The sequence below is a fragment of the Bradyrhizobium sp. LHD-71 genome, from assembly GCF_031157255.1.
GTDB lineage: Bacteria > Pseudomonadota > Alphaproteobacteria > Rhizobiales > Xanthobacteraceae > P52-10.
Genome location: NZ_JAVIFX010000013.1, coordinates 145,536 through 170,215 on the forward strand (window position 1 = coordinate 145,536; position 24,680 = coordinate 170,215).

Below are 24,680 nucleotides of genomic sequence, written 5' to 3' on the forward strand. Positions count from 1 at the left end.
AGCGTGACCTATCCAGACGTATTGCTGCACATCAACGGCGCATGGCGCGGCAGCAAGTCCGGCAAGAGCATTGCCATTCTCAATCCAGCGACCGAAGAGACGATCGGCACTGTCGCACATGCGGACAAGGCGGATCTCGACGAGGCGCTGGAGGCGGCGGCCGCCGGCTTCAAGGCCTGGCGCGCGGTGGCGCCGTTCGACCGGGCCAAGCTGATGCGCAAGGCCGCCGACATCTTGCGTGAGCGAGCCGACCACATTGCGCCGCTCATGGTGCAGGAGCAGGGCAAGACGCTGGCCGAGGCGAAAATGGAGACGCTCGCCGGTGCCGATGTGATCGACTGGATGGCGGAGGAGGGCAAGCGCACTTACGGCCGGGTCATTCCGCCGCGTGCACCCGGCGTCTACCAGCTGTCGTTGCGCGAGCCGGTTGGCCCGGTGGCGGCGTTCACACCGTGGAATTTCCCGATCAATCAGGTGGTGCGCAAGCTGTCCGCAGCGCTGGCCTCCGGCTGTTCGATCATCGTCAAGGCGCCGGAAGAGACACCGGCCTCGCCTGCCGAACTGATCCGCGCGTTTGTTGACGCCGGCATCCCTGCGGGCGTCATCAATCTCGTCTACGGCGTGCCGGCTGAGATTTCCGAGTATCTCATTCCGCATCCGATCATCCGCAAGATTTCGTTCACCGGATCGACCAGTGTCGGCAAGCAGCTCGCCGCACTCGCCGGGCTGCACATGAAGCGGGCGACGATGGAGCTCGGCGGCCATGCACCGGCAATCGTCTTCAACGACGCCGACGTCACCAAGGCGGCCGCGGTCCTTTCGGGTGCGAAGTATCGCAACGCCGGGCAGGTCTGCGTGTCACCCACCCGCATGCTGGTGCAGGACAAGGTCTACAACGAGTTTGTCGACAAGTTCGTGGAAGGCACCAAGGCCGTGAAGGTCGGCAACGGCCTGGATGCGGCTTCCAAGATGGGCGCGCTCGCCAATCCGCGCCGCGTGCAGGCGATCGAGGGCATGGTTCAGGACGCCGTCGCCAAGGGTGCAAAGCTGAAGGCGGGTGGCGCCCGCATCGGCAACAAGGGCTACTTCTTCGAGCCGACCGTGATCACCGACGTGCCGAAGGATGCGCGGGCCATGAACGAGGAGCCGTTTGGTCCGCTGGCGCTGATCTCGCCGTTCTCCTCCTTCGAGGAGGTCGAGGTTGAGGCCAATCGCCTGCCGTATGGCCTGGCGTCCTATGCTTTCACCGGCTCGACCAAGACCGCAACAGCCCTTGGCTCCGTGATCGAGAGCGGCATGCTCGCGATCAACGGCGCACCGCTGGCCCTGCCCGAGGTGCCGTTCGGCGGCATCAAGGATTCCGGCTACGGTTCGGAAGGTGGCACCGAGGCGCTCGAGGGTTACCTCAACATCAAATACATTACGCAGTCGGCGTCCTGAGCGCCGTCGGCAGCCAGTGTCCCGAATCCGAAGTTTGCAGCGAGCCCAGAGCGAACTTCGGATTCGATCACGACACCAGTCCTTGGTTCGAGCGTAAACATTCTCCAATGATGATATACTTCATCATTGGAGCGCTCGTCCAAGGAGGTGGAAATGCGAATTAGCCGCGAAGAGGCCCTGCAGAACAGGGAACGAGTCTTGACCGCGGCGTCGGAGCTATTCCGCTCACGCGGCTTCGATGGTGTCGCCGTCGGCGAGGTGATGGAGGCCGCCGGCCTCACCCATGGCGGTTTCTACAATCACTTTTCGTCCAAGGAAGATCTGGTTCGTCGGGCACTTGATAGTGCCTGGGCTGATATGGCGCGTGAACGATCGCGCGCGAGGGATCTGCCGCAGCTCCTGCGCGCCTATCTTTCCGAAGCTGCTCGCAATGCACCGGGCAAGGCCTGTCCTGCAGCCGCGCTCGCGGGCGATGTGGCGCGCCAGCCGCCACAGGTCAAGGAAGCCTTTTCGGCCGGTTTGGACGGCATGATCGATGCAATCGCCGCGGGGCTCGACGGCGACAGGAAGACGGCGCGGGCGAAAGCCGTCGGCCTGGTCGCGCGCATGGTCGGTGCGCTCATGCTTTCGCGCGCGGTCCCGAACGACGATCCGCTGGCGTCGGAGCTGCTCAGGACGAACCTGAAGGCCTGCTTGTCGGACGTCGACAGCAAGTAAATTCTCGGCACCTCGCGACGAGCCGTTTACGCTTGCACGTAATGATGATATACATCATCATTAGACAATGGAGCAGTCAGATGCCGCTGTGGAAGATCTATCACCCGAAGGATGCGTTCTCTCCGCCGGACAAGAAGGAACTGTCGGAGCGCATTACGCGACTCTATCCGGTTCTGCCGAAGTTCTATGTCGGCATCGTTTTCCAGGAGGTCGACAAGGACAGCTTCTTCGTCGGTGGCGAGCCTGCCGATCGCTTTGTTCGTATCTGGGTCGATCACATCGCGCGAACGTTCGCCAACGACGAGATCAAGGCCAGGTGGATAGGGATGGTCGAGGAAGCTCTCGCGCCCTTTGTGCGCGATCGCGGACTGGACTGGGAGTACCATATCGACGAGACGCCATTCGACCTTTGGTCCATCCAGGGACTGAGGCCGCCGCCTCCGAACAGCGAGCACGAGAAACGCTGGATTGCAGAGAACAAACCGTCCCCATACTAACGGTCTTGCCGGAAGAGCCTGATGGTGGTGCGCGTAACCGACACTCACAAGGTTTATCTCGCTCCGGCGGAGTATGTGGATAGCGATCATCCGCTGGTGCTGCAGACAGCAGCGCGACTGGCTGGAGCGGTGCGAGATCCTGCGACGGTCGTTCGACGCTTGTTCTACCACGTGCGGGATCTGTCCTATGGCGCTCCGGACTTCGACCGTCTCGATTCATTCAAGGCAAGCACCGTGCTTGCGGAAGGCAGAGGTTATTGCGTCGCCAAGGCGTCAGCCTTTGCGGCGCTTGCAAGGGCAGCCGGCATACCCGCGCGTCTTGCGTTTGCCGATGTTACCAATCATCTGGCGACGGCCAGAACTCTGGAGTTGATGGAGGGGGCCGTTTTCGCCTGGCACGGCTACGCGGAAGCCCTCGTTGACGGATTCTGGTTGAAGGTAAGTCCGACCTTTGATGCGCCGCTTTGCAAACGGATGAATGTCCTGCCGCTCGAATTCGACGGCAGGTCAGATGCTTATCTTCAGCCCTACGACGGCATTGGGCAAATGTTCATGAGTTACGACAAGCTGCACGGCAGGTTTCATGATGTGCCTGCGCGATTTCTGGCTGCTGAAATGGTGAGGATGTATCCCCGCGCGTACGCCGCCATTCGGGCCGGAAGCCTTTAGCCGATATGCTCGGCAAGGATGGCCACCGGACGGTCAAGTCCATCCTTCGATCAGCCGCGTCAGCTTGCTGCTGACACGCGCGAACGTTCCGCGCCGGGGCAGGGCGAGTTCTTCGAGGAGAATGCCCATCAGCGCGGCGACGAAGATGCCGGCGCGGTCCGCGGCGCTTGATATTCCGGCCGCGGTCAACGCGACCTCAGCGGTTCTCTCCCAGGCCTGCTGCAGGGCGGCGACCTTTTGCTGATGCTTTTCGGACCGGGCCGCAGCCAGAAACGCCTCGTAGCAGGCAAGATGCACGTCCGCATTGTCTTTGAGCTCGTCCGCATACCACCGACCCAGATGCTCAATCCATTGGGGGGCGGTGGTGAAGTCGTCCTGCTTGAGCCTTGCGGACAGAGCCTCCAGTCGGCGCGCTTCGCGGTCGACGGCGGATTGCAGGGCTGCATCTACCAGATCGTCGCGCGTCCGGCAGTAATAGGTGACGGCGCCGAGCGAGAGTCCTGCTTCGTCGGCGACGGCGCGATGGGTCACTCCCGCGAGGCCCATTCTGCCGATGACCTTCAGCGTCGCGAGGACCACGGTATCCTGAACGCCCGAGTCTCGTTCCGTCCTGGCAGTTTTTTTACGCACTTTTCTGCGCCCTTGACAAAGAACAAATGTTCTGTAATTCAGAACATATGTTCTGATGGGAGTGAAAGCATGCCGAGCTATCGTCTCCACTATTTCCCGGAATCCGGCAATAGCTACAAGGTGGGCTTGATGCTGCGGCTCTGCGGGCAGCCGTTCGAGCCGGTGTGGACCGACTTTGGCAGTGGTGTGACCTGGACGAATGAATGGCGCGAGCGGGTCAACCAGATGGGCGAGATCCCGGTGCTCGAAGAGGATGGGCGGAAATTGACCCAAAGCGCTCCGATCCTGCTTCGCCTCGCAGATCGGTACGGCCGCTTTGGCGGGCAGGGCGACGAAGAGAAATTCGCCATCCTGCGCTGGTTGTTCTGGGATAACCACAAGCTGAGTGGTTACGTTGCGACCTATCGGTACAAGCGGGCCTTCACGCCCAATCCCGAGCCGCAGGAACTGCATTTCCTGAAAAAGCGCATCGAGGATTTTCTGAGTGTCCTCGAACGACGCTTTGAAAAGAACGATTTTGCCGTCGGCAGATCCCTGACGATCGCGGACCTTTCAATGCAGTCGTACCTGTCCTACCCAAAAGACGAGCACGGATTTGACTTGCCGGCGGATTACCCCGCAACAGCGGCCTGGCTGGACAGACTGGCCAAGACCCCCGACTGGATTGCCGCGTATGATCTTCTGCCCGGTAACCGGCTCAAGAACCACGCGCTGGCGGGGCAATCGGTGCTGCAGTGAGTGTAGGTTCGCAAAGTTGGCGAGCCCGACGCTGAGCCAGGCCCTCATACACCTAACTGCGTCGCGATCTGCGCGAGGCGTGATTGTGCGGCCAAGCGGATCGGCGCATTGATGGCGCCGAAGCCGGCATAGTGCCGCCGCTCGACGATCTCGAAGAACATTCCGCCTTCGATCGTTTGCGTGTAGGCCTGGAAGTACTCGCCTGCATCGTCGCGATCGTAAAGGATGTTGTTCGCCTGCATGCGCGCGATGGTCTCCAGCGGCAGGTCGACGCGCACCTCAAGATCTTCGTAGTAGTTTTGCGGGATGGCAAGCAGATCCACGCCGTTTGCTTTTATCCGTTCGACGGTTGCAAAGATGTCGCGCGTGCCAAAAGCAATGTGCTGGACACCCGAGCCGAAGAAATCGCTTAGGAAACGCGACGACTGCGTCAGTTGGCTTTGTGAGGCATTAAGCACGAGACGAAGGCCGCCGTTACCGGCATCCACGACCTGACTCTGGACGATGCCGCCGGGATCCAACACGGTTTGCAGCGGCGTCTTTCGCGCTTCGAACAGCGAGGTGTAGAACAAGAGCCAGGTGAGCATTTCCTCATGATGCATCGATTGTGAGATGTGATCGACGCGTTCGAGTCCGGTTCCGGAATCGGGATCCAACACGACCGGTTCGAAGTCCACGTCCCAGAGGCGGTCGAGCCCGCTCTTGTGATCCACGAAATAGAGCAGGCTGCCGCCGAGACATCGGACGGCCGGAATGTTCAATTCGCCGGGTGCGACCGGCTGCTGGAAAGGCGGGTCGAGCAAAGCCGTCGCGCGTGCAACAGTCCGTTGTGCATCGTCGACGCGAAGCGCGAGCGCGCACACGGAAAGTCCGTGCATGATATTGAACGAGTGCGCAAAGCCGTCGGTCTCGGCGTTGACGACGACATTGGCATCCCCCTGGCGCCAGCGTGTCACCGCCTTGGAACGATGCGTTCCGGCCTTCATAAAGCCGAGACCTTGCAAGGTCTGTTCGAGCGCGTTCTTGGCGCGCGCGTCCGTTGCAAATTCGATGAACTCGACACCGCTGCAGCGCGCCTTCGGCGGCAGCGAGGGGAGGCCCGCAACAGCGGCGCCGGTCTTCTGGCGCAGTTCGTCCAGCATCACCAGCAGCGCACGCTGGCCGTCGATGGCGACGCTTCGCGTCGAGCCGGCGCGAAAGCGGTCGTTGAAGATCTCCAGCGACAGCAGGCCGTCGAAGCCGGTCTCGTTCAGGGCCAGCATGAAGTCGTCGATCGGCAGATCGCCCTGGCCGGGAAAGCAGCGGTAATGGCGGCTCCATGACAGGTAATCCATGTCCAGCTTTGGTGCGTCAGCCATCTGCACCAGAAATATGCGATCCTTCGGAATGGTACGAATGGCCGAGAGGTCGGTGCCTCGCGCAAGAACATGAAAGGAATCGAGGACCAGACCAACCGCGGGGTGATCCGCGCGCCGCACGATCTCCCATGCATCGCGATAGTCATGAACGTGCCGGCCCCACGACAATGCTTCGAAGCCGACCCGCATGCCGCGCTGCGCCGCGAGCTCGCCGAGCGCATGAAAATCAGCGGCCGCCCGGTCGATCCCGCCGAGCGAGTCCGGCGCGACGTTGCTGCACACCATCAGCAGATCGCAGCCGAGCTCCTGCATGATGTCGAACTTCCGCTCTGCTCGCGCAAACACCTTCGAACGCTGGGGCTCGGGCATGCCCTCGAAGTCGCGAAAGGGCTGGAACGTGACTGTCTGGAGCCCGCGATCTTCGATCATGCGGCGTGCATCTCGCGGCCTGCCGTTGAAGGAAAGCAGGTCGTTTTCGAAGATCTCGACACCCTTGAAACGCGCCGCGGCGATGGCGTCGATCTTTTCGGGCAGAGTGCCGCTCAGGCAGACGGTGGCGATTGCAGTGCGCATGCTTTAGCTGCTCTTGCTCGTCGTGGGTGACAGTCTCCTACCGCAACGTTCCCGTTGCCAGCGCATGCTCGAGGCCGCCCGATACGTGCCGGCTCAGCACCTCTGCAGCCCCCCTCGCGTCGCGGGCCATCGCGCTCTCCTTCAGCAAGGTGTGCTCGTGCGCGGCGATGTCGCCGCGGTAACTGAGCGCCAGCATCTGGTAGCGCAGGTATTTGTCGAACACCGCCGCGTGCGTCTCGATCAACATCCGTGATCCGCAGGCCGAGATCAGCGCCTGATGGAATTGCCAATCATACTGTTTCCACTGCTCGACGCATGATCTGTCACCCTGAGCCATCCGCTCTTCCATGCGCGCGAGCCGATGGTGGGCGGCGACGAGCCGGCTCTCCCATTCCATGTCGCCGCTGCGGAATGATTGCTCAAGTGCGCGGCTCTCCAGCAACTGTCGAAGCGTGGCGATCTCTTGCAGGTTGGACGCCGAAACTGGCGCGACCTCGAACCCCTTCTGCCCCTCGGCCACAACGAGGCGCTCAGACGCCAGGCGGCTGAGGATCTCCCGCAGCGTGCTGATGCCGGCACCGTAGTCTGATTTCAGCGCGTCGAGCTTGAGCTTCTTGCCGGGCAGCAACCGGCCGAACACGATGTCGGTCCGGATTCTGCGATAGGCCTTTTCGCCGACCGACAGAAGGTCGTCCGGAACGCGCTCGTCGCCGACGTCGCCGGTAAGCACAGATGCCTGCGGCAACAGTGAGCCGTCAATGGTGTGCGCCACGCAGTCGTTGACGTGACGAGTGACGACCACGCACGCCTGCGAGGAATCCCGGGCCAGTGCGCAGTCGCGCAGCAACCGATGCTCTTCGGCCGCCGCGGCGCCGCGAAATACGACCGCGACGATCTGGTAACGGAGATAACGGTCGAACACGCTATCGTAGAGATCGAGCAGCGTCTGCGATCCGCAGGCCTCGATCAGCGTGCGATGGAATTCGCGATCGTATCTCTTCCACAGCTCGGTCTGGTCCTGCGCACCCGCGAGCATGCGCCCTTCCATGTGCGAAAGCTTGTGGTAGGCCGCAACTACGCGACTTTCCCACTCGAGATCGCCGGCAGCGAAGGAGAGGGGAAGCGCGTAGGTCTCCAGCAGCAGCCGCAGCGCAGCGATATCCTGAAAGCCCTCGGCCGAGACGCCCGCCACCTGAAAGCCGCGTTGCCCTTCCGCAACTACGAGTCCCTCGGATGACAGCCGGCTGAGGATCTCACGCAAGGTGCTGACGCTGGCGCCGTAAGTTGCGGCCAGAGCATCAAGCCGAAGCCTTCGGCTCGGCGACAGACGGCCGAATATGATGTCCGAGCGAATGTCGACATACGCCCGGTCGGCGATGGAGGCGGCAACAAGTTCGAAGCTCATAAATCACCTGAGAAAATCAAAAATATCATAGAATTTTTGAATCAGCTATTGATTTCACTAATATCCGAGGAGATAGTTCGTCAAAAAACAGGGATGGACGCGAAAAAGGATCGGGCAAATGACAGTTCGGATCGACAGGCGGCGCCTGATCACGGGGACTGCCGCTCTGGTGGGCCTCGCCTCCGCGGGCACTGGCGTCAGGGCTCAAACGCCGCAAGTCCTGCGCTTCTCAGCCGTGTTCTCGGATCAGGACACACGCGCGGAGATGATGAAGCGCTTTGCCGAGGAGATCGCGGGCGACTTCACCTTGCAACCTCACTACGGCGGGATGCTATTCAAGCAGGGCACCGAACTCGTGGCGCTCCAGCGCGGCAACCTGGAGATGGGCAACATTGCGCCGCAGGACATCTCCAACCAGGTGCCGGCCTGGTCGATCGTCAGCTCCGCATATCTTTTCCGCGACGCTGAGCATCTGAAGAAAGTTTTTGCGAGCGAGGTCGGTCAGCAGCTGACGAAGATGGCCGAGGACCAGCTCAAGATTCGCATCCTCGGACCGACCTATTTCGGCGTGCGCCACGTAGGGCTGAAGCCGAAGAAGAAAATCAACGGACCGGTCGACCTGGCCGGGATCAAACTGCGCATGCCCGGCGGCGACGCCTGGCAGTTTCTTGGACAAGCGCTCGGCGCCAATCCGACACCGATGGCCTATGCCGAGGTCTATACCGGCCTGCAGAGCGGTGCGATCGACGGTCAGGACAATCCACTGCCGAACGTGCAGAACATGAAGTTCTACGAGGTCTCCTCACAAATCGTGCTGACCGCACACCTCGTCGGCTTCGATCTCTTGACGGTGTCGAGCAAGGTCTGGAATGCGATGACGCCGCAGAAGCAGGCGGCATTCCAGGCTGCCGCCGACAAGGCGATCGCCTGGAGCACCGAGCAGCACCTGAAGAAAGAGGCTGAACTCGTCGACTTCTTTAAAGGGCAGGGCCTCGATGTCTATACGCCCGACGTCAAGGCGTTCCGCGAGTTCGCGCAGAAGAAGTACCTCGCTTCCGATCTCGCCAAGAGCTGGCCCGCAGGCATGCTGGAGAAGATCAACGCGTTGTAGCCGTCGCGGCGCCTGGCGGTTCTCGGCTTGAGGGCCCGTAATCGATGTCTGCTATCGTCCGATCGATGGGATTTCTGGCGCGCCGCGCCGAGAACGTCGCCGCCGTCATGCTGGCAACGATGTTCGTTGCTTTTATCATCCAGATATTCTTCCGCTACGTGGCGAACTTTCCGATCGGCTGGACCCAGGAGCTGAGCGTCGTCCTGTGGCTCTGGCTGGTGTTGTTTGGTGCGGCCTTCGTCGTGCGCGAGCGCGAGGAGATCCGTTTCGACGTCATCTATGGCGCCGTCGGCCCCGGGGCGCGCCGGGTCATGTGCGTTATCACCGCTGTTGCGCTGGTCATGCTCTACGGCGTGTCACTACCGGCCGTCATCGATTATGTGAGCTTCATGAAGGTGGAGAAGACTGCGTATCTGAAGATCAGGTTCGACTGGCTGTATTCGATCTACGTGGTCTTCGTCGTCGCGGTGATCATACGCTATCTCTGGCTCGGCTGGCTCGCCTTGCGAGGCGTCGCCCCCGAGGAGTTCGACCCGACGAAAGCGAGCTCAGGCGTATGAGCTTTGCAAGCCCGTTCTCGCTCGCGATCTGCACCATTACAGCGCTTGCATTTCTAGGCCTGCCTATCGGCCATTCGATGATCGCAGGCTCGATCCTCTATCTCCTGCTCGCAGGTCAGGACATGGGGACGGCCGCCGAGCAGCTGCTGAACGGCATGTACACCAATTACGTGATCCTGGCGGTGCCGCTGTTCATTCTTGCGGCGGAGTTCATGAACATCGGCAGCATGACGGACCGGCTTCTGACATTCTGTAACGCCCTGGTCGGCCGCTTCCGTGGCGGCCTGGCGCACGTAAACATCCTGCAAAGCATCATGTTCGCGGGCATGTCGGGCTCGGCGGTCGCCGACGCTGCCGGCTCAGGACGCATGATGCAGGCAATGATGACCCGCGGTGGCCGCTATACAGCAAGCTATGCGGCGGCGGTGACCGCCGCCTCCTCGGTGATCGGTCCGATCATTCCGCCGTCGATCCCAATGGTGCTTTATGCGCTCATCTCCAACGCATCGATCGGCTATCTGTTTCTCGGTGGCGTAATCCCTGGGCTGCTGATGGCGTTGGCGCAGATGGTCATCGTTGCGACCACCGCGCGGCGGCGCAACTTTCCGATCGAGCCGCCGGTTGGCCTGCGCGCTCTGCCGCGCATCACCTGGCAAGCCTTTCCATCGCTGTTGATGCCGGTCGTGCTGCTCGGAGGCATCTATGGCGGCGCGACGACTCCGACCGAGGCGGCCGCGCTTGCGGCGGCCTATGCGCTCATTGTCTCAGCGGGGCTCTATCGCAGCGTCAGCTTGCGAGGCTTGTACGAGTCGCTTGCGGTCAGCGCGCGTTCCACCGCGTCGATCGGAATGTTGATCGCCGGTGCGCTGGTCTTCAATTATGTCGTCACCGCCGAAAACATCCCTGACACCTTGCGCGGCATCCTCGCCGGCTGGGAGCTGTCGCCGACCGCATTCCTGATCCTCGTCAACGTTGTGCTGCTGCTGCTTGGCTGCGTGCTCGAGGGAACGGCAATTCTCCTTGTCATTGTGCCGGTGTTCATCCCGACGGCCAAGGCGCTCGGCATCGATCTTGTGCATTTCGGCGTGGTGGTCGTCGTCAACATCATGATTGGCCTCATCACGCCGCCCTATGGCCTGTTGCTGTTCATCATGACGAATATTTCCGGCGAGCCCTTGCGCGACATCGTGCGCGAATGTCTGCCGTTCCTCTGGGCGATGCTCGTTGCGCTGGCGATCATCACATTTGTTCCGGAGACGGTGCTCTGGCTGCCGCGGTTGATGGGCTATCAGGGATAATCGCGTTCCGAAGAGGAGATGCAACCATGCCGAAACCGATCTACGTTCTGAACGGGCCGAACCTGAACCGCCTCGGTACGCGCGAGCCGCACATCTATGGCTCGACGACACTCGCCCAGGTCGAGGCAATGTGTCGGGAGGCAAGCGGTGACTGGCCTGTCGTGTTCAGGCAGTCGAACCGCGAGTACGAGCTGGTCGACTGGATCCAGGAAGCCATCGACGAGGCGAGTGCCGTCGTCATCAATCCGGCCGCGTTCACCTTCACCTCGATGGCGATCATGGACGCCTTGAAGATGTTTCCGGGACCGATCGTCGAGTTGCACATCTCCAACATCCACCGGCGCGAGCCGATCTACCACAAGTCATTCATGTCGCCGGTCGTCACTGCCGTCGTCGCTGGACTTGGGACAAACGGCTACCCGATCGCCGTAAGGGCCGTGCGCGCGCTCGTGGAGGCGGCACCGATACATGCGTGAACGAACGACATGATCGATCCGTCCGTACAGCGCTCGGTGCTGGTCGGCCTGGTCGGTGCCGGCATCCAGGCGTCGCGCACCCCGGCTCTGCATGAACGCGAGGGGGCCGCGCAGGGATTGCATTACATGTATCGGCTGATCGATCTCGATACGCCCGGCCTTTCGGGCGCCGGTCTGGCGGATATCCTCAGCGCGGCGGATCGATTCGGCTTTGCCGGACTGAACATCACGCATCCCTGCAAGCAGACGGCGCTGTCACATCTCGATGAGTTATCGGCGGAGGCAGCGATGCTGGCTGCGGTGAACACCGTTGTCTTCAAGGACGGCCGCCGCATGGGCCACAACACCGATCGATCGGGATTCGAGCGGAGCTTCACACGCAACCTGCCCGATGTGCGCCGGCGCTGCGTCGCTCTGTTCGGCGCGGGCGGGGCCGGTGCGGCGGTGGCCTGCGCCCTGCTGCGACTCGGCGTGGACGAGTTGCTGATTGTCGACACGGAGCAGAGCCGCGCAGCCACTGTGGCTGCCACGATGCGCGGCGAGTTCGGGCCTCGGGTGCGCGCCGAGGCGGATGCCGCTCAGGCGATGCGACAGGCCGACGGAGTTGTGAATGCGACGCCGGTCGGCATGGCGCGGTATCCAGGCATGGCGGTTGAGACAGGCTGGTTGCGGACGGACATGTGGGTTGCCGACATCGTCTACTTTCCGCTCGAGACCGAGCTGTTGCGCCAGGCGCGATTGCAGGGATGCCGCACCATGGATGGTGGTGACATGGCAGTGTTTCAGGCGGCCGACGCGTTTCGCTTGTTCACAGGCCTGGAGCCGGATACCGGTCGCATGCTGAGACATTTCCGCTCCATGTAGCGGCAAACCTGCTCACAGGTCGTCTCGAACCCGTATCGCAAATGTTCATCAGTACCTTTTCGATGTCGGCCGTTGTCTCGAGCACCACGTGGCTTCGTTCAGCGCATCCTCCGATCGGGGGAGGGAGCCGGCCGCGATTGTGATACAGTTGCTTTATGCCTGGTCCGGACCACGGAGCCGACGATGGCGGGCGATGAAGGACTTATTGACCAAATCTATTCTGTCGTAGCTGACCCGGCCCGCTGGCCAAGCCTGCTGACATCAGTTTCCGATCAGATCGGCAGCCTTGGCGGAATGGCCGCTTACGTCAACCTTGGGCGTGGCGAGAGCATGATGGAGATCGGCCGGCTATCGCCTGTTTTTGCCAAGGTGTTCGAGGATCGCCATCTCGCCAACCCTTGGACCAAAGCGATGCAAAGAGTGATCCCCAACCGACGTGTCGTGATGATGTCGTCGCTGGTCCCTTTTTCATCGGTCAGCAAAACGCCTTTCCACGCGGATGTGTTGGCTCCAGGAGCAATCGTGGATGGGATGAGCATCATGTTGCCCTCGTTAGCGATTGACGGTGGTTACGGCGGTCTTCATTTCTCAATTCAGCGCAGGCGTGAGAAATGGACGTCGGAGACTGCACGGCAGCTCGAAAGGCTTGCCCCCCATCTCTGTCGGGCGTTGGAAGCCTGCATCAAGCTTGCGCCGCTGATCGACGGCACCAGGCAGATTGAACGTGTCCTGAGCCTGATGCCGAGCGCTGCACTGTTGATTGATGGGCAGCGGCGCGTCAGGTTTGCCAACGCCGCGGCAGAGCAGCTTTTTGTTGCTCGCGACGGGCTTTCCCTCGACCGGGAAAGGCAGCTGCAAGTTGGCAACCCGTTTCCGGCAGAAAACGCTGCGTTCTCGCGCGCACTGACGGAAGCGCTCGATGTCGCCTCCGGCGAGGATCGTCGCATCGGCGAGCCGGTGAAAATCACACGTCTGTCCGGTGCAGGATCCTTGCTGGTGGTTCCGGTGCCTCTTCCAAAGCCGGTTTTCGAGCTTTGGAAGGTCGTCGAATCTGCTCGCGCACTGGTTCTCGTTCTGGATCCCAACGCGCGGCAGGAAAATGCGATCAAGGGACTGCGCAGCGCGTTCGGGCTGACTGCAGCGGAAGCGCGCGTCGCCAGTCTGGTCGCAAGCGGCCTAAGCGGCCCGCAGACCGCAAACGTGCTGGGTGTCACGGCAGCAACCGTGAAGACGCATCTGGCTCGCTCGTTCGAGAAGACGGGCACGCGCTCCCAGGTTGCGCTTGCCCGCCTGCTGTCGGGCATGCCGGTCTTTGATTGATCCATTTCACGTCCAGACCGGCATGATGCAGAAAGCGCGCGCGTTTGCGGAAGTACTGGATCAATTGATTTGCGCGCTTGAGTGTCTTCCTGGCTACAAATGTAGCCGCGACTCCCGAACCAAGCTGTCCACTGACGTTGGAGGTGATCGTGCGCTTCGGCAAATTGTCATTGTGCCTGATGGTCATTGTCGTATTCATCAGCAGCCAGTGCTTTGCAATTGATCAGCCTTTCGATTGGTATGGGAGTTTCGGTCCGGATCGCGTTGAAGTGTCGTTTCTGATGGACACGGATGGTCGACAGAAGGTCGTCATCTATAAATTGTCGAAGGATCGATTTCTTTGCGATGAGCAGACGCCGATCGCAGAAGGCATCGTGCGTCCTGCTCGCGCGGACACGCTGCGTCTCACACTGGCCCTGTCGAATGGTTCGACTGCCGACGTCGTCTTGAAGCCGTCACGTGTGACTGTTGGTGGAATTCCCTACCTCCAGCTTACAGGCAAGCTGACTCAGAAAGGACGGGAAACGCCATTGTCGATCAAGGGTATCGTCGACAATAAATTCAAGCAGAGATTGAACAACTGCATATTCGAAGGGCAGTCTTCGTCTACTGGAACACAGGTGGATTATGCACCTGGTCTGCTCCACGCATTGATCCGACCGAGCATGCAGGCCTCTTTCGAAAGAAAGGTCAAGGAAGCCGGTTTCGCCTGGCGATCGCCTGCAAGCGGTCATCGGACACCGTTTTCATCGTATGAAGGAGAGCCGAGCAATCTGATGGAGATCAGCGGCATTTCGGCAGGGGACGAGGGAAAAGTTGGAGACGATCTGCTCAAACAGGATTTCATCCTGGATGTCCAGCGAGTGAGGCGTCCGCACGATAAACTGCCGGAAAACAACAGCGCCTGGGTCGGCCAGTTGGGGGACAGTCAAGTCATCTACAACGGCTATGGTCGTTTGACGCCGGCAAACTGCGACTATGATGCGGAAGGCACGCCGTTTTACCTTCATCTGCAAGACATAAGCACCTACACGCTCGTCCTCGGAGAAAAGTCGGGCAGATCCGTTGAGGTGAGCTCCAAGAGACAATTTTCTGTCGAACGGGGTATTCCTGTCGAAAGGATCGAGACGTCCGATTTCGACCTGGATGGAAAGAAGACCAGGCTGGCATTGAAAAGGGCGTTGGCCGGCTTCGAGCTGAGACTCAGTCGTTGCAGCGAGGTCGGACCTGAATCTGAAATCCTCAACGTCGTAGTCTATCCTGATGCCGAGCAGGAGGCGCGCGACTATTTTACGCAAAGACAGTTCGACTGGACGACCCGTCGCTATGCTGCTCAGGAGGCAATCAACATCTATACCCTGAGCGTGCCGGTGGGGTCCGAGGTCGACGAAGTGGCAACGCTCAAGAGGCTGTCCTGGGTCGTTGACGTATGGCGACAGCCTGCAGGCGCCGGCACCCCCCCGCAACCGCTGTATTTTCCGGCACGCTCAGTTTATCGGACGCTCAGCGAGGACCAGGAGAATCTGCGCGTGAAGCTACGCAACGCGTTGCAGGATCTTTTCGTCAAAGTCCCGATCGATGACTCGATGCTGGCAATTGAAGGAAGGGGGCTTCGATATGCGTTTGCGGTTGAAGCACCTATGGATGTCTTGGGGAATTCGAGTTTCAAAGGCTTCTGGATAAAGGCGAAAGTGCTGTTCGAGTTCAGCCGTACCTTGAACCAGGAGGATGAAACGAAAGCGCACGATACGATGCTGGTGGGAATTCCCGACGCCTGGCTTGCTCGTTGGCCCTCGCCGACGAAGCCGCCCCCGGAGGGACACTACGATCATCTCAGCCCTACTGGCGGCGATCGATCCAAGAACTTCGATTCGATGAAGTGGCTGCAGCAGACGATCGTTGATCGTCTGCGCGTGCAATGGTCGGGAATTGAATGAGGGGGAATCTCATGGTCGGGCGGAACTATGTGAAGACAGTTGTAGGTTGGTCGATCATAGCGGGACACTTTGGTATCATTCTCTACATCTTCTTTGGAAAGGCAGATACCTGGGATGTGAATCGTCAGTTGTCTGCCGCACTCACGGTCGCGCCGGTGTTCGCGGCGTACTTTGTCGCCGTCGTCAAAAGCTTCGTTGATTCAAGCGAGGAACGAGGCCCGGGCAAGCTGGTCAATTGGAACTACGCGTTCGTGTCGTTCATTATACCGGCGTTTCTGATGGCTGGTGTGTTCTACGTGGTTCACGTGTTTCCGACCGAGCAGTTCTCGAAGCCTGAATCGCTTCAGCAGGCGTTGGCAGGCCTCGAGGTTCTGCTGGGAGGTGTCGTCGGATACGTTGTCGACAGTCTTTTTCCGCGACTTGAAAAGACCGCATAGGGTGAGAGGCCTCCATGACGAGGGTATCGGCGGCGGCGCGGACGAGTGTTGCGGCAAAGCTCGCGGAGCGGAGCGTTCGTCGGAACCACCTGCTGAGTCGATGAGGGCCCGTCGCGCCCGATACAAGGATCGGAAGGGATCGCCATGAAGGGATCGGATCTTCTCGTCGCTGCACTCGAGAACGAAGGAGTGGACAGGGTCTTCGGTGTTCCGGGCGAAGAAAATCTCGATGTCGTCGAAAGTCTGCGCCGTTCGTCGATCGATCTGGTGGTGACCCGCCACGAGCAGCCGGCTGCATTCATGGCCGCGACGCACGGACGGCTGACCGGCAAGCCGGGCGTTGCGCTTTCCACGCTTGGCCCCGGTGCGCTCAACTTCACCACCGCCGCGGCCTATGCATATCTCGGCGGCATGCCGATGGTGCTTATCACCGGGCAGAAGGCGATCCACCAAAGCCGGCAGGCGCTGTTCCAGATCGTCGACGTGGTGGCGACGATGCGTCCTTTGACCAAACAGGCGAAACAGATCGTCAGCGCTGCCAGCATTCCGACATTGGTCCGCGATGCGTTCCGAACCTCGATGGAGGAGCGCCCCGGTCCCGTGCACCTTGAGCTGCCCGAGGATGTCGCAGCCGAGGAGGCGGGCGACGCGCAGCTCGTGCCGGCGCATGCCAATGAGCCTCCGGTACCGTCGGCGGACGCGATCGAGCGGGCGGCCGAACTCATCCTGGCCGCGAAATGTCCGTTGCTGATGTTCGGTGCAGGCGCGAGCCGGCCTCAGCTTGCACCGGCGCTCGCCGATTTCGTGCGCCGTGTCCGCATCCCCTTCTTCAATACACAGATGGGCAAGGGCTCTGTCGGCGGCGCTTCGGATTTCTATGTCGGCACGGCCGCCTTGAGTGAGCGGGACTACGTTCACAAGGCAATCGATCGCGCGGACCTGATCGTCACCATCGGCCACGAGACGGTCGAGAAGCCGCCGTTCCTGATGACCCGCGGCCGGCATCAGGTCGTCCATATCGGCTTCACCTCGGCCACGGTCGAGCAGGTCTATTTCCCGCAGGCGGAAGTGATCGGCGATCTCGCAAAGGGGCTCGACCAGCTCGCAGCCCGCCTCGCGGGCAGGCTCAACGTGAATCCGGATTGGGTGGCCGTGCGCCGCGATATCCTGGATCACATTGCCGAACGGGCTGAGGAGGACCGCTTTCCGCTGACGCCGCAGCGGATCGTCCATGACGTGAGACGCGTGATGCCGGCCGACGGCATCGTCGCGCTCGACAACGGCATGTACAAGATCTGGTTTGCACGCAACTATCGGACCGACGTCGCCAACACGCTGCTGCTCGATAATGCCTTGGCGACAATGGGAGCGGGCCTGCCGTCGGGCATGATGGCCGCTCTGCTATATCCGAAGCGACGGGTGCTCGTGGTGGCGGGCGACGGCGGCTTCATGATGAACAGCCAGGAGTTGGAGACCGCGCAGCGGCTCAAACTGAATCTCGTGGTGTTGATCATTGAGGATCACGCCTATGGCATGATCCGCTGGAAGCAGGCCATCGACGGCTTCTCGGACTGGGGCCTGACGTTCGACAATCCCGACTTCGTCGCGTACGCGGCCGCCTATGGTGCCAAGGGCCGGCGCGTCGGTGCGGCGGACGATCTGGTGCCGGCACTCGAAGATGCGTTCACCGCCGGCGGCGTGCACCTGATCGCCGTTCCGATCGACTATTCCGAAAACGTGCGCGTTCTGGTCGACGAGCTGAAGCCGATGCAGGACTGACCAAAGCAAATCCCAAGACGAGACCGGCTGCCAGCGCGGTGCGCGCGGGCTTCGGCGCGTCAGTGGGTCGCGAACAGCTCCTGCACCGCGTCGGGGTCGCTGGTCTTGGTGAGCGCGAGCGACAGCAGCACCCGCGCCTTCTGCGGGTTGAGGTTATCGGCGCCGATCATGCGGTTGGTGCTGAGGTAGGTGCGGCGGGCGACCCGGCCGCTTCCCGCGCGGCTGGACTGCACGATCAGGACGCCGGCCTGCGCGGCCTTCTCTGCCGCCTCGCGCTCCAGCGGAGCCGTCAGGCCCGGCGCGAGTCCGGCGGAAACCAGGCCGCGTGCCCCTGCGGCCACGAAGGCATCCACCGCGACGCCGTCGGATCCCGCATAGGAATAGACGATATCCACGCGCGGAAGTTCGGTGATTTCAGCGATATCGAAGGCAGATTGGAGCGTGTGCCGCCGGAGCGGCGCGCGATAGAAATAGACCCCGTCGCCGTCGATGTGGCCGAGCAGGCCAAAGTCCCGGCTCTGGAAGGTCTGCAAACGATAGGTCGAGGTCTTAGTGGCGTCTCGGGCGCTATGGATCTCGTCGTTGAGAACCACCAGGACTCCCTTGCCGCGTGCGTTGGAGTCGATCGCCGTCCGGACCGCGCCGACGAGGTTCATCCCCACATCGGAGCTGAGGGCGCTGGCCGGGCGCTGCGCGCCCACCAGCACGACCGGCTTGTCCGTCTTCAACACCAGAGTGAGGAAGTAGGCCGTCTCTTCAAGAGTCGCCGTGCCGTGGAGGATAACGAAACCGGCAACGTCGGCCTCATCCCGCGCGATTCTGGTGACGAGTTGTGCAAGCTCGATCCAGTCCGTCGGCGAAATCTTGGTGCTTCCCACTGCGCGGAATGGCAGCGGAACGAGGTCAGCGAACTGCGCCGCCTCGGGCACCCGCTCAATGGCTTCCGCGGGCTCCATCTTGCGACCCGTCTCGGGGTAGTTCAGCACCTCCAGTGAATGGGCGCCTATGGAGGAGATGGTTCCTCCGGTACCGATGATAGCGATCCTTGGCTTGCTCATGAAGCTATCCTGCTTGGGGCTGCGGTATCGGTTCTGCCGGTCGTGTCACGCTCGTGACCTCGGCTTCCAAGGCATCGAGCAAGAGGCCCGGCCATTGCTCCGGCAGATCGTGGCCGATCAGCACGATCCGCGTGCTGTGGTCCGGCGAGGGCCAGCCGGCGAGAAAGACCGGTTTGTGGATCATGTGCTGGACCGCATGAATCGCCATGGGCTGGTCCGGCAGTTCTCGCACTGCGACCAGGCCCTTGGCGCGTAGCAACCTTGGCCCGAGGTGCCGTGCGAGGCCCTCCAGGAAGAGCGGCAGGGTCAGCGCCGACAGCGGTCGCTGGCGCGTGAGCGATATGGTGGAGAAGTTATGGCTGTGGCGTTGGGGCCGGACGCGCAGGGTCAGCGGCGCCCGCCCCGGCGGGTGCGCGCCGGTCATGTGACTGTTTCCGCCACTCTGTCCGTCCCAGTCACGTACGTCCATGATCTCGGCTGTCGGATTGATCCCGGCCAGCACGTCCCGCAGGCCGTCGGCGTCGCTTTCGGACAGATCCGCCTTGGTGACGAGCAGCACATCTGCGATGGCGACCTGCCGCCGGGACTCGGCGTAGCGTTGAAGCGTCGCGGTACCGGCAAGCGCATCGACCGCAGTGACCACGCCGCCGACCGCGAAGGCCGATCCTATCAGCCGATCGCCCGCCAGCGCCTGAAGGATCGGCACGGGATCGGCGAGCCCGGAGGTTTCGATCATTACCCGATCGAATGCGATCTCGCCTATGGCGCGCCGTTGTTCCAGATGCGCGAGCGTCTGGGCGAGATCGGAGGATACTCGACAGCACAGGCACCCGTTGCTGAGGGTCACCACGGTTTCATCGCCCCGTTCTACCAGCTCATGGTCAAGCCCGATCTCGCCGAACTCGTTGATGACGACGGCGGTGCGCGCGAAGCTCGGACGGCGCAGGAGGCGCGACAGCAAGGTCGTCTTGCCGCTGCCGAGGAACCCGGTGAGGAGCGTGACCGGAATCATGGCTCGCGCGGGGAGAGCCCGAGCCGTAGCGCGCTGGACGCGCCGGAGGGCACGCCGAGCGCATCGCGCACTGCATCGAGCACACCGAGAACGGAACTGCACGGCTGCGGGCGGGTGACGGAATCCTCTCCGTCGACAGCCACGATCCAGCGCGTCAGTCCGGAGGACGGATCGCAGGGCTCCACGGTGACGGTGGGCAAGCCAGCCTCGCCCTGCAGAATGATGCGACCCTCGTTGCCCGACAGTACCCGATGGCCCGCGCCCCATAATCCCACGCTTTCCGCGAGCAGGGCGCGCAATGTCGTCACGGTCTGGGCTTCGGCTAGAGACATGCCTGCGCCAGGATTTCGCCGGAGATCTTGCGGGGCAGGTAGATCCCGTCGCGCGCATCGCCGAGGAACGCACCGTTCTCCATCACGATCTTCCCGCGCAGCATGGTGAGCGACGGCCAGACTGCCATCTCGCGACCCTCCCAAGGCGAATAATCGCTCTCGTGCAGTTCATCCGCCCGCAGCACGCGGCGAAGCCCGGGGTCGAGAATCACGATGTCAGCGTCGCTCCCGGCAGCGATCACGCCCTTGCGAGGGTAGAGGCCCATCAGCTTCGCCGCGTTGGTGGACACGAGATCGACGAACTGTCCCAGCGAATAGTTCCGCCGCTCGACCATCTCGGTGTACATCAGCGAGACACGCGGCTCGACCGCCGCATTGCCGCCGGTCGTATCGTCGATGCGCTTGCCTTGCACCTTTCTCTGCAGCGAGCAGCAAAGCTCGTCAGTCGCGATCGTATTGATCGAGCCGTCGCGCGTGCCGGTCCAGAGCGCATCTTGGTCTTCTCTGGATTTCAGCGAAGGGTAGGTGTGATAGATCTGGCCGTTCTCGCGCTTGTAGTCTTCGCTGGTATACATGATGTATTGATGCAGGGTCTCGCCATAGATCGGGAGGTCCTTTGCCCGCGCCTCGCGGATTGCGGACACGCCGCTCGCGGCGCTGACATGCATCATGTAGAGCGCGGTGCCGACCTGCTCCGCGAGCCGGATCACGCGCCGGAACGACAGATCCTCCGACAAGACGTTGTGCACCTCCGCCATGTTCTCGAAGCCGGTGCGGCCCTCCCGGATGAGTTTGTCGTACATGTGCATAACGATGTCATTGTCCTCGGCATGGATCACACCCATGCCGCCGTTCTCCGTGAGGATCTTGAATATCTCCCAGATATCGCCGAAGCGCACCATCCGGCCGATCGTCGAGGGACGGATGTCGGTGGTGAAGATCTTGATGGTAGGATAGCCGGCCTGGACGGTCTCGGCGATCTGGCCTGGCAGATCGGGAGGCAGGGTCCCCTCCACCATGACGTGGTAGGAATAATCGCAGTAGCACTGCCCCACCCAGGTTTTGTCGCGCGTCTCGATGGTGTCGCGGATGGTGTTGCCGTGGGTCCAGCGCGCAAAATCGATCACAGTGGTGGTGCCGCCATGGATGGCGGCCTTGCTCACGATTGGGGGCGGGTCCGACAGGCCTGCTGTGCCGTCAGGGTTTGGCACATGCCATGCGCAATGCACGTGCGGATCGATGCCGCCGGGAATGACGACCTTACCCGTCGCGTCGATCACGCGAACATCCGAGCCCCCGTCGAAGGTCCCGGCGGCTGCGACACCCGCGATCTTGCCGCCGGATACGGCGACGTCATAGGCGCCGACTCCGTGCGACGTCACCACCTGGTCCGAGCGAATTACGACGTCGATCATCTCTTGCTCCATCGGTGCAGGCGCTACCGCCCATGCGGACCGCGCGCGGGAGAGGGGCTGTCGAGGCCCCTACAAGACGGCACCAGACTATCGCCGTCCTGACCAGGTGGAGCCGGCGATAGCCGGCTGGACTCACGTATACAGTTGACAGTTGTCTCTCAGGTCAGTCACAGAAGCAATCAACGATCGGGCCTTCCCGACCAGCGTCCAGCCGCAGGCAGAGCTACAATGTTCTGTCTCTTAGACATCGGAGGGAGCAGGCAATGAAAAAGAAGCTAAGCATCGTGTGTGGCGCTGCCATGCTTGCTGGATTGCTGGCTGCATCGACATCGACATCGGCTCTCGCTCAGGCGAATTTTACGCTGCGTTGGGGGCACTACCTCGCGGCAGGGCCGTTCCTCGAGATTGAAGAGAGCTTCGCTCGAAAGGTGGGAGAGCGCACCAAGGGGCGCGTCAAGTTCAACATCACCTACTCCGGTGGCCTGGGATCCGGCACAGAGGTGCTGGCGCTGACCGGCCGTGGCGGAATCGACATGGCGGCGGTGGTTCCTGGTTATTATCCCGACCAGCTGCTTTACTGGAAGGCGTTGCAGATCCCCTTCGTCTTCGACAGTCCTGGCCAGGCGATCGAGGTCATGCAGGCTTCGATGAAGGAGATCCCAGCCTTCACCGCAGAAATGGACAAGATGAGAGTCCACTTCCTCTTCCAGCAGCCGCTCGGTTCGTTCTACCTGACGGGTCCCTCGCCCAATTGCGACACCCTGGCAGGCATCGCCGGGAAGAAGATCCGCGCCTTCGGTGCTGATATCCCCAAGGTGGTCAGTGCCGCCGGCGCGGTGCCGCTCACGATTGCCGTGATCGAAATCTATGAGGCGCTTCAGCGTGGAACGTTGGATTATTCGTTCCTCAACGTCGGGAATATCGCCGCCAATCGTCTCTACGAGGTCGGCAAGACAACCTGCGGCCCGATCATGTCGCTGGGTGGCCATATGCTCGTTATGAACAAGCGCACCTGGGATCGCATGCCGCCCGATATCCAGGCGATCATCAACGAAGAGGCCGTCATCGCCCAGAAGGAATACATCGCCTGGCAAGAGAGGAACGATCAGGAAACCATCGAGGCGATCAAGGCGGCCGGCGGCACGGTGAAGCCATTCTCGGAGGAGGGCATGGCCAAATGGAAGGCGGCGACCCCCGATCTGCTGCAGGTCTGGGTCGACGACATGACCAAGCGCGGCGAGGGCGAGAACGCAGCCAAGGTTGCCGATCTCTGGAGGAAGATGACGGCGAAGTAGGCATGAATTTTCGGCCGGTGCGTCAGCATCGGCCGGCACACCGATGCGGGTTGGCGCAATTTCGAGCGAAGTGGGGCGCAGGTTCGCGTGAACAAAACAAAGAGGTAGAGCCTCGGCTCCCCCTCCGAACAGAAACGACTTTAGGTGGTCCCGATGGGTTCGGAAGACGAAGATCGGATGCGCGCGCGGGTAAAGCTGGCCGGCCTGGAAGCGGTATTCGCCGCTTTTCCCGAAGACGTGACGGTCGCGATCCAGCAGGCCGAGACGTACAACAAGGCGATCGCGGAGCAGAAGACGTCGCCGATCTATCTTGGAACGCTGGTTCCGGAAGAGCAGGGCCGATGACGGAGATCGCCTGGCTTTCAGCAAAGGAACTGGGAGCTGCCTACAGGAACGGGGAACTGTCGCCGGTGATAGTCGTCCAGCATCTTCTGGACCGGATCTCGCGTCTCGACCCGGAGCTCAACGTCTTCATTCATCTGGATGCTAACGGCGCCCTTCAGCAGGCCCGCCAGGCGGAGACCGAGATTGCTAACGGCCACGACCGTGGGCTGCTGCACGGTGTCCCGATCGGCATCAAGGACATCATCGACGTCGCCGGGCTGCCGACCACCTGCCATTCCGCGGTGCTGCGCGGGAATATTGCGCAGAAAGACGCCGAGGCGGTTGCGCGGCTGCGCGCGGGTGGCGCGATCATTCTTGGGAAGGTCGCAACCCACGAGTTTGCGATCGGCGGCCCTTCGTTCGACCTTCCGTTTCCCCCGGCGCGCAACCCCTGGAATCGCGAGCACCATCCCGGCGGCTCGTCATCGGGTTCGGGAGCGGGCCTGGCTGCCGGCTTCTTCCCGCTCGCCCTTGGTACCGACACCGGCGGTTCCGTCCGCAACCCGGCCGGAGCCTGCGGGGTCGTCGGGCTGAAGGCGAGCTATGAGAAGATCTCCCGGACAGGAGTCTACCCGCTGTCCGGGACGCTGGACCATGTCGGCCCCATGGCCCGGCATGTGGAGGATGTCTCTCTCCTGTTCGACGTGCTGACCGGTGCCCCTCAACCAACCCCGCCCAACCGGGACATCAAGGGACTGCGCATCGGCTTTGTCCGGAGCTTCCATGAACGGGACATGGTTGCGGGGCCGGATACCCGCGCTGCGCTGGAGGCCGCCGCCGACACTCTCCTTGGCATGGGAGCTGTCGTCACGGACATCGAACTGCCTCCACTGCACGATTTCGCGGTTGTCAGCCGCGCGATCCTGACACCGGAGGCTTGGGCCATCCATGGCGACAGGATGCGCGCGACACCCGAGAAATACGGCAAGCTCGCCCGCAGGCGGCTGATGGTCGGCGCTTTCATCACGGCCGAAAGCTACGTCTGGGCGACGGCAATGGCGGCGAGGCTGAAGGAGGAGGTCAATAGGGCCTTTGATAGCGTCGATGTTCTCCTGACCGCCAACGCGATGAATCCGGCCTGCCGGATCGATGATGAGGAGGCGATCGCCAGGAGCTACTTCGAACATGCTCGCGCCCCGTTCAACATCACCGGCCATCCGGCGATCTCGATCATGTGCGGGCTGTCCCAGCAGCGCATGCCGATCGCCCTGCAACTCATCGGGCCGCTGGAGCGGGAGGACCTCATCCTTCGTGCGGCCGCGGCCTATGAAAGTGTCACACCTTGGTCCGCGATGAGGCCGCCGGCCATGCAGTGATCTGCGTTGCAAGTTCGCGCCCGCTGCAAGAGCCAAGGCACTCACCATGAACAGGAGCC

24 protein-coding genes and 1 pseudogene are annotated in these 24,680 nt (G+C 61.8%); 17 read left to right on the plus strand and 8 right to left on the minus strand.

Annotated features, from left to right (window positions below; all coding sequences use genetic code 11):
- The first annotated feature begins 3 nt into the window (after positions 1-3).
- From RCO31_RS16210 to RCO31_RS16225, 4 genes are all read left to right on the plus strand, one after another.
- On the plus strand, positions 4-1,440 hold the full coding sequence (locus tag RCO31_RS16210; RefSeq protein ID WP_308969455.1) for an NAD-dependent succinate-semialdehyde dehydrogenase: 1,437 nt from the start codon (positions 4-6) through the stop codon (positions 1,438-1,440).
- A 153-nt stretch (positions 1,441-1,593) separates the two neighbouring features.
- Positions 1,594-2,157: a TetR/AcrR family transcriptional regulator gene (locus tag RCO31_RS16215; RefSeq protein ID WP_308969456.1), complete on the plus strand. Its 564-nt coding sequence runs from the start codon at positions 1,594-1,596 to the stop codon at positions 2,155-2,157.
- Positions 2,158-2,237: 80 nt separating this feature from the next.
- Positions 2,238-2,654, plus strand: coding sequence for a tautomerase family protein (locus RCO31_RS16220; protein ID WP_308969457.1), 417 nt, complete (start codon positions 2,238-2,240; stop codon positions 2,652-2,654).
- A 21-nt stretch (positions 2,655-2,675) separates the two neighbouring features.
- Positions 2,676-3,323 carry a transglutaminase-like domain-containing protein gene (locus RCO31_RS16225; protein ID WP_308969458.1) on the plus strand — a complete coding sequence of 216 codons (648 nt, stop codon included), beginning with the start codon at positions 2,676-2,678 and terminating at the stop codon, positions 3,321-3,323.
- Between the two features lie 33 nt (positions 3,324-3,356).
- Here the strand turns inward: RCO31_RS16225 and RCO31_RS16230 are convergent, their stop codons facing one another.
- The gene (locus RCO31_RS16230) at positions 3,357-3,953 is read right to left on the minus strand and encodes a TetR family transcriptional regulator (RefSeq protein WP_308969459.1); all 597 of its coding nucleotides are present in this window, start codon (positions 3,951-3,953) and stop codon (positions 3,357-3,359) included.
- A 69-nt stretch (positions 3,954-4,022) separates the two neighbouring features.
- Between RCO31_RS16230 and RCO31_RS16235 the strand changes: the two genes are divergently transcribed.
- Positions 4,023-4,691 carry a glutathione S-transferase family protein gene (locus tag RCO31_RS16235; RefSeq protein WP_308969460.1) on the plus strand — a complete coding sequence of 223 codons (669 nt, stop codon included), beginning with the start codon at positions 4,023-4,025 and terminating at the stop codon, positions 4,689-4,691.
- A 44-nt stretch (positions 4,692-4,735) separates the two neighbouring features.
- On the opposite strand, the gene RCO31_RS16240 is transcribed toward RCO31_RS16235, so the two are convergent.
- From RCO31_RS16240 to RCO31_RS16250, 3 genes and pseudogenes are all read right to left on the minus strand, one after another.
- Positions 4,736-6,622 carry a TIM barrel protein gene (locus RCO31_RS16240; RefSeq protein ID WP_308969461.1) on the minus strand — a complete coding sequence of 629 codons (1,887 nt, stop codon included), beginning with the start codon at positions 6,620-6,622 and terminating at the stop codon, positions 4,736-4,738.
- A gap of 37 nt (positions 6,623-6,659) precedes the next feature.
- The gene (locus RCO31_RS16245) at positions 6,660-7,307 is read right to left on the minus strand and encodes an FCD domain-containing protein (RefSeq protein WP_308969501.1); all 648 of its coding nucleotides are present in this window, start codon (positions 7,305-7,307) and stop codon (positions 6,660-6,662) included.
- 72 nt (positions 7,308-7,379) lie between these two features.
- A pseudogene (locus RCO31_RS16250) lies at positions 7,380-8,027 on the minus strand (GntR family transcriptional regulator); the annotation flags it as partial.
- A gap of 118 nt (positions 8,028-8,145) precedes the next feature.
- On the opposite strand from RCO31_RS16250, the gene dctP reads away from it, so the two are divergent.
- The 9 genes from dctP to RCO31_RS16295 all read left to right on the plus strand — a co-directional run bounded on the left by dctP (position 8,146) and on the right by RCO31_RS16295 (position 17,809).
- Positions 8,146-9,138, plus strand: a complete 993-nt coding sequence (gene dctP, locus RCO31_RS16255; protein WP_308969462.1) for a TRAP transporter substrate-binding protein DctP — start codon at positions 8,146-8,148, stop codon at positions 9,136-9,138.
- Between the two features lie 44 nt (positions 9,139-9,182).
- Positions 9,183-9,698 (plus strand): TRAP transporter small permease subunit, encoded by a 516-nt coding sequence (locus RCO31_RS16260; protein ID WP_308969463.1) that lies wholly within the window; start codon positions 9,183-9,185, stop codon positions 9,696-9,698.
- Complete coding sequence (locus RCO31_RS16265; protein ID WP_308969464.1) at positions 9,695-10,996, plus strand: TRAP transporter large permease; 1,302 nt, start codon at positions 9,695-9,697, stop codon at positions 10,994-10,996. The genes RCO31_RS16260 and RCO31_RS16265 overlap by 4 nt, the downstream gene beginning before the upstream one ends.
- A gap of 26 nt (positions 10,997-11,022) precedes the next feature.
- Positions 11,023-11,472: a type II 3-dehydroquinate dehydratase gene (locus RCO31_RS16270; protein WP_308969465.1), complete on the plus strand. Its 450-nt coding sequence runs from the start codon at positions 11,023-11,025 to the stop codon at positions 11,470-11,472.
- A 12-nt stretch (positions 11,473-11,484) separates the two neighbouring features.
- The gene (locus RCO31_RS16275; protein WP_308969502.1) at positions 11,485-12,336 is read left to right on the plus strand and encodes a shikimate dehydrogenase; all 852 of its coding nucleotides are present in this window, start codon (positions 11,485-11,487) and stop codon (positions 12,334-12,336) included.
- 183 nt (positions 12,337-12,519) lie between these two features.
- Entirely contained in the window at positions 12,520-13,656 is a 1,137-nt protein-coding gene (locus RCO31_RS16280; protein WP_308969466.1) for a helix-turn-helix transcriptional regulator, read from the plus strand.
- A gap of 149 nt (positions 13,657-13,805) precedes the next feature.
- Positions 13,806-15,593 (plus strand): hypothetical protein, encoded by a 1,788-nt coding sequence (locus RCO31_RS16285; RefSeq protein ID WP_308969467.1) that lies wholly within the window; start codon positions 13,806-13,808, stop codon positions 15,591-15,593.
- A 29-nt stretch (positions 15,594-15,622) separates the two neighbouring features.
- Positions 15,623-16,030, plus strand: coding sequence for a hypothetical protein (locus RCO31_RS16290; RefSeq protein ID WP_308969468.1), 408 nt, complete (start codon positions 15,623-15,625; stop codon positions 16,028-16,030).
- Between the two features lie 144 nt (positions 16,031-16,174).
- Positions 16,175-17,809: an acetolactate synthase large subunit gene (locus RCO31_RS16295; RefSeq protein ID WP_308969469.1), complete on the plus strand. Its 1,635-nt coding sequence runs from the start codon at positions 16,175-16,177 to the stop codon at positions 17,807-17,809.
- Positions 17,810-17,868: 59 nt separating this feature from the next.
- Here RCO31_RS16295 and RCO31_RS16300 read toward each other — a convergent pair whose 3' ends face one another.
- Genes RCO31_RS16300 through RCO31_RS16315 form a run of 4 tightly spaced genes read right to left on the minus strand, consistent with a single transcriptional unit; the run spans position 17,869 to position 21,626 of the window.
- The gene (locus tag RCO31_RS16300; RefSeq protein ID WP_308969470.1) at positions 17,869-18,867 is read right to left on the minus strand and encodes an asparaginase; all 999 of its coding nucleotides are present in this window, start codon (positions 18,865-18,867) and stop codon (positions 17,869-17,871) included.
- Between the two features lie 4 nt (positions 18,868-18,871).
- Complete coding sequence (locus RCO31_RS16305) at positions 18,872-19,879, minus strand: GTP-binding protein (protein ID WP_308969471.1); 1,008 nt, start codon at positions 19,877-19,879, stop codon at positions 18,872-18,874.
- Positions 19,876-20,211 (minus strand): hypothetical protein, encoded by a 336-nt coding sequence (locus RCO31_RS16310; protein WP_308969472.1) that lies wholly within the window; start codon positions 20,209-20,211, stop codon positions 19,876-19,878. Before RCO31_RS16310 ends, RCO31_RS16305 begins: the two co-directional genes overlap by 4 nt.
- Positions 20,202-21,626, minus strand: coding sequence for an amidohydrolase family protein (locus tag RCO31_RS16315; RefSeq protein WP_308969473.1), 1,425 nt, complete (start codon positions 21,624-21,626; stop codon positions 20,202-20,204). Before RCO31_RS16315 ends, RCO31_RS16310 begins: the two co-directional genes overlap by 10 nt.
- 263 nt (positions 21,627-21,889) lie before the next feature.
- On the opposite strand from RCO31_RS16315, the gene RCO31_RS16320 reads away from it, so the two are divergent.
- The 3 genes from RCO31_RS16320 to RCO31_RS16330 all read left to right on the plus strand — a co-directional run bounded on the left by RCO31_RS16320 (position 21,890) and on the right by RCO31_RS16330 (position 24,621).
- Entirely contained in the window at positions 21,890-22,921 is a 1,032-nt protein-coding gene (locus RCO31_RS16320; RefSeq protein ID WP_308969474.1) for a C4-dicarboxylate TRAP transporter substrate-binding protein, read from the plus strand.
- A gap of 153 nt (positions 22,922-23,074) precedes the next feature.
- Positions 23,075-23,266 (plus strand): hypothetical protein, encoded by a 192-nt coding sequence (locus RCO31_RS16325; protein ID WP_308969475.1) that lies wholly within the window; start codon positions 23,075-23,077, stop codon positions 23,264-23,266.
- Positions 23,263-24,621 (plus strand): amidase, encoded by a 1,359-nt coding sequence (locus RCO31_RS16330; RefSeq protein ID WP_308969476.1) that lies wholly within the window; start codon positions 23,263-23,265, stop codon positions 24,619-24,621. The genes RCO31_RS16325 and RCO31_RS16330 overlap by 4 nt, the downstream gene beginning before the upstream one ends.
- Positions 24,622-24,680 lie beyond the last annotated feature (59 nt).

Excerpts from the sequence above, each read along its gene's own strand:
- RCO31_RS16240 (WP_308969461.1), bottom strand. The coding sequence starts at position 6,622 with ATGCGCACTGCAATCGCCACCGTCTGCCTGAGCGGCACTCTGCCCGAA.
- RCO31_RS16280 (WP_308969466.1), top strand. The coding sequence starts at position 12,520 with ATGGCGGGCGATGAAGGACTTATTGACCAAATCTATTCTGTCGTAGCT.
- RCO31_RS16235 (WP_308969460.1), top strand. The coding sequence starts at position 4,023 with ATGCCGAGCTATCGTCTCCACTATTTCCCGGAATCCGGCAATAGCTAC.
- RCO31_RS16265 (WP_308969464.1), top strand. The coding sequence starts at position 9,695 with ATGAGCTTTGCAAGCCCGTTCTCGCTCGCGATCTGCACCATTACAGCG.
- RCO31_RS16305 (WP_308969471.1), bottom strand. The coding sequence starts at position 19,879 with ATGATTCCGGTCACGCTCCTCACCGGGTTCCTCGGCAGCGGCAAGACG.
- RCO31_RS16315 (WP_308969473.1), bottom strand. The coding sequence starts at position 21,626 with ATGATCGACGTCGTAATTCGCTCGGACCAGGTGGTGACGTCGCACGGA.
- RCO31_RS16300 (WP_308969470.1), bottom strand. The coding sequence starts at position 18,867 with ATGAGCAAGCCAAGGATCGCTATCATCGGTACCGGAGGAACCATCTCC.
- RCO31_RS16320 (WP_308969474.1), top strand. The coding sequence starts at position 21,890 with ATGAAAAAGAAGCTAAGCATCGTGTGTGGCGCTGCCATGCTTGCTGGA.
- RCO31_RS16220 (WP_308969457.1), top strand. The coding sequence starts at position 2,238 with ATGCCGCTGTGGAAGATCTATCACCCGAAGGATGCGTTCTCTCCGCCG.
- RCO31_RS16270 (WP_308969465.1), top strand. The coding sequence starts at position 11,023 with ATGCCGAAACCGATCTACGTTCTGAACGGGCCGAACCTGAACCGCCTC.
- RCO31_RS16325 (WP_308969475.1), top strand. The coding sequence starts at position 23,075 with ATGGGTTCGGAAGACGAAGATCGGATGCGCGCGCGGGTAAAGCTGGCC.
- RCO31_RS16260 (WP_308969463.1), top strand. The coding sequence starts at position 9,183 with ATGTCTGCTATCGTCCGATCGATGGGATTTCTGGCGCGCCGCGCCGAG.
- RCO31_RS16295 (WP_308969469.1), top strand. The coding sequence starts at position 16,175 with ATGAAGGGATCGGATCTTCTCGTCGCTGCACTCGAGAACGAAGGAGTG.
- RCO31_RS16225 (WP_308969458.1), top strand. The coding sequence starts at position 2,676 with ATGGTGGTGCGCGTAACCGACACTCACAAGGTTTATCTCGCTCCGGCG.
- RCO31_RS16330 (WP_308969476.1), top strand. The coding sequence starts at position 23,263 with ATGACGGAGATCGCCTGGCTTTCAGCAAAGGAACTGGGAGCTGCCTAC.
- RCO31_RS16215 (WP_308969456.1), top strand. The coding sequence starts at position 1,594 with ATGCGAATTAGCCGCGAAGAGGCCCTGCAGAACAGGGAACGAGTCTTG.
- RCO31_RS16310 (WP_308969472.1), bottom strand. The coding sequence starts at position 20,211 with ATGTCTCTAGCCGAAGCCCAGACCGTGACGACATTGCGCGCCCTGCTC.
- dctP (WP_308969462.1), top strand. The coding sequence starts at position 8,146 with ATGACAGTTCGGATCGACAGGCGGCGCCTGATCACGGGGACTGCCGCT.